This is a genomic window from Streptomyces durbertensis, assembly GCF_014156695.1.
GTDB classification, from domain to species: Bacteria; Actinomycetota; Actinomycetes; order Streptomycetales; family Streptomycetaceae; genus Streptomyces; species Streptomyces durbertensis.
The window spans coordinates 1-1,248 of record NZ_WMLF01000783.1 but is presented as its reverse complement, the minus strand read 5'-3'; the positions used below and the strand labels follow the sequence as shown (position 1 = coordinate 1,248).

The following is a 1,248-nucleotide window of genomic DNA, read 5'->3' as shown; positions in this document are numbered from 1 at the left end:
GGAATCTGCCGGGCGGCGTGCGGATTCACCCGTATGCCGCCGGACGGCGGGCGGCGGGTTCTGTGAAGCTGAGACCAGCGTCCGCCCGTTTTGTCCCCATGGGAGATTCGCGTGATTCTGTCGGTTTCCGGAGTTCTGCTGCTCGGTGTCATCGCCTTCCTCTTCTTCCGCAAGGACGGCATGAAGCTCTCCCATGCCGCCGTGTGCGCGCTGTTCGGCTTCTATCTGGCCGACTCCGCGCTCGCCGCGGGCATCCACGCGGGGAGCAACACGGTCGCCAACCTGCTGAGCGGTCTGGCTCTCTGATCGTCGGGAGGTCGGCTCGATGCCGTGGCCGCTGAGTGTCCGGGAGAGTGGGGGCGGCCGGGTGGCCACCAGCGTCGTGGAGGGGGCACTCGACGCGTTGCATCCGCTGATCGTCGTGGGCCGGGGCCTGCGGCGGTTGGCGGCGCTCGCGCGCGGCTGGTGGGAGGGCGCCCCGCAGGACCGTCGCGGTCCGGCGGCGTTCCTGGCGGTGGCGGTGGCGTTGCTCGTGTGGATCGTGCCGTACGGGCCCTGGTTGGCGACGGCAGCGGTGATGGCGGTGGCGGCCGTGCTGGGGCGGGAGCGCGCCGCGGCGGAGGACGAGGAGGAGGCCGGGCCGACCGAGGAGGAGGCGGCTCGGCTGCAGGCGCTCTACGACGCGCTGGCGCCGCGTTTCTGTGCGGAGGACGACCCCCATCCGGAGCCGCTGTACGCGCCGGACGGCTCGTGGGAGCGGGCCTTCGTCGCGCACGGGTTCGGCGAGGACGGGCGGTTGGAGTCGCTGGAGCTGCGGTATCCGCCGTACTTCGCGGACGGTGACCCGCAGGCGCGGCGTCGCGTGCAGCAGGTGTTGGGGGCGAAGGCCGGCCGGGATCGGGAGTACCACTTCGCGTGGGACCAGGAGGCGAACCGGCTGCGGCTCTCGGTGCTCGGGGCGCTGCCGGCGGGGGTGTGCGCGCAGCGGTTCGTGGCGGCTCCGGGTGAGGTGGTGCTGGGGTTCACCGATCCCGAGTCGGTGCAGCGGACGCTTCCGGTCGGTGTGGGTGAGGAGTGCCGGGACGTGCCGCCGGTGGTGTGGCGGACGGGGCCGCGGTCGACGGAGCCGCATCTGCTGGCGCTGGGCCAGCCGGGCTCGGGGACGACGACGTTGCTGCGTTCGGTGGCGTTGCAGGCGTTGGAGCGGGGCGAGGTGCTGGTGCTGGACGGTTCCGGGGCGGGTGAGCT

At 72.8% G+C, this 1,248-nt stretch carries 1 protein-coding gene and 1 pseudogene; both read left to right on the top strand.

Annotated features, from left to right (window positions below; all coding sequences use genetic code 11):
- Window positions 1-111 precede the first annotated feature (111 nt).
- A complete protein-coding gene (locus GL263_RS26780; protein WP_181355778.1) occupies window positions 112-306 on the top strand; it encodes a hypothetical protein in 195 nt (64 codons plus the stop codon).
- 19 nt (window positions 307-325) lie between these two features.
- Window positions 326-1,248, top strand: a pseudogene (locus GL263_RS26775) (hypothetical protein); the annotation flags it as partial.